General features: G+C 72.4%; 2 protein-coding genes and 1 pseudogene. All 3 read left to right on the top strand.

What is annotated here, in order from left to right; genetic code table 11:
• Nucleotides 1-311: 311 nt before the first annotated feature.
• Nucleotides 312-533, top strand: coding sequence for a GMC family oxidoreductase (locus AC2W7C_RS17280; protein ID WP_486002472.1), 222 nt, complete (start codon nucleotides 312-314; stop codon nucleotides 531-533).
• Nucleotides 530-871 carry a hypothetical protein gene (locus AC2W7C_RS17275; RefSeq protein WP_486002471.1) on the top strand — a complete coding sequence of 114 codons (342 nt, stop codon included), beginning with the start codon at nucleotides 530-532 and terminating at the stop codon, nucleotides 869-871. Before AC2W7C_RS17280 ends, AC2W7C_RS17275 begins: the two co-directional genes overlap by 4 nt.
• A gap of 35 nt (nucleotides 872-906) precedes the next feature.
• Nucleotides 907-1,945 (top strand): annotated as a pseudogene (gene mnmA, locus AC2W7C_RS17270) (tRNA 2-thiouridine(34) synthase MnmA); the annotation flags it as partial.

The following is a 1,945-nucleotide window of genomic DNA, read 5'->3' as shown; positions in this document are numbered from 1 at the left end:
CCAACGGCCCCCGGCCGCCGCCGGGACCGTCGGCGCGGCGGCCGTGCAACTCGCCGCCGCCGTCGAGGGAAGTGGGCCGCGACGGGCCGACTACTTCCTGATGTCCGAGGAAGCCCCCAACCCGGACAGCCGGATCACGCTGTCGGAGGCCGTGGACGCCTGGGCCAGCCCCGCGCCCGCCTGGACTGGCGCTACACCCAGGCGGACTGGGACACCCTGTCGGCCTCGGCGCGCGGTTTCGCCGCCGCCTTCGGGGCCGAGGGCCTGGGCCGGGTCTGCTGGCCGTCGCTCCGGGCGAGATCCTGCGATCTATGGGCCCGTCCCGCCATCACATGGGAACCACCCGCATCTCCCCGGACCCCAGCCAAGGCGTGGTCGACGCCGACTGCCGGGTCCACGAGACGCCCAACCTCTACGTCGCCGGAAGCTCGGTCTTCCCCACCTCGGGCCTGGTCAATCCCACCCTGACGCTCATCGCCCTGGCCATCCGCCTGGCCGACCATCTGAAGTCCCGCACGGAGACCGTTCGATGACCACGTTCAGCAAACGCGGCGTCCTGCGCGCCCTCGCCGGCCTGGCCGCCGTCTCCGCCGCGGGCGGCGCCTACGCGGCGGTCCGGACGCCCGAGATCGCCGCCGTGGATCCGTTCGGGGCCGCCGAGATCGGCCGGGCCTGGCTGGCCGCTCATCCCGCGGAGGACGTCGCGGCGTTACGCCGTGCGGTCTTCCCCAACGGTCAGGATTCGGAGACCGGGCCGCGCCTAGCCGAACGCGTCTGGGCCGACTTCCGCCGCGACGCCCTCTTCGTCCACAAGGGCTGGTTCCTCTCCGAGACCGAGGCCCGCCTCTGCGCCCTGATCGCCCTGGCGTGACGTCCGGCCTCGAAATCGCGCCGCTTTGATCCTAAATGGCGGCGATGACGCTGACCGAGCCCCTCTGCCCGATCCCCGACATCGCCCCCATGGCGTCGCAAGCCGACATGGACGCGGCGATCGAGGCCGCGCGCGCCGCGGTCGGCCTGCCGGTCGGCGCGCGCGTCGTCGCGGCCATGTCCGGCGGCGTGGACTCCACGGTCGTCGCGGCGCTCCTGCACAAGGCCGGCTACGACGTCGTGGGCGTCACCCTGCAGCTCTACGACCACGGCGCCGCGCTAAAGAAGAAGGGCGCCTGCTGCGCCGGTCAGGACATCCACGACGCCCGGCTGGCGGCCGAGACCATCGGCATCCCGCACTATGTGCTGGACTACGAGAGCCGGTTCCGCGACGCGGTGATCGACCAGTTCGCCGACAGCTACCTGGCCGGACAGACGCCGGTGCCGTGCATCCGCTGCAATCAGACGGTGAAGTTCCGCGACCTGCTGGACGTCGCGCGCGACCTGGGGGCCGAGGCCATGGCCACGGGCCACTACGTGCGCCGCGCGGCGGGCGCCGACGGCCGCGCGCAGATGCGCAAGGCGATCGACCATTCGCGCGACCAGTCCTATTTCCTGTTCGCCACCACGGCGGAACAGCTGGACTATCTGCGTTTCCCGCTGGCCGATCTGGAGAAGCCGCAGGTGCGCGGCGTGGCGCTGGAGCTGGGCCTGCGCATCGCCGCCAAGCCGGACAGCCAGGACATCTGCTTCGTCCCGGACGGCGACTACCGCAGCCTGATCGACAAGCTGCGTCCGCAGGGCCGCGAGGCGGGCGAGATCGTGCACATGGACGGCCGGGTGCTGGGATCGCACTCGGGCATCACCGACTACACCATCGGGCAGCGCCGGGGGCTGAACGTCGCGGTGGGCGAGCCGCTGTTCGTCACCAGGCTGGACCCGGCGAAGCGCCACGTCATCGTCGGCCCGCGCGAGCGCTGCTGACGGCGTCGTTGACCCTGGACGAGACCAACTGGCTGGGCGACCAGCCCTCGATCGGAGGCCGCGGCCCAGACGGCGCGCCGTCGCTGGCGCG

The sequence above is a fragment of the Brevundimonas sp. CURTG3B2_SDJG genome, from assembly GCF_057364705.1.
The sequence above is the reverse complement of the archived record's forward strand: the minus strand, read 5'-3'. Positions and strand labels throughout refer to the sequence as shown.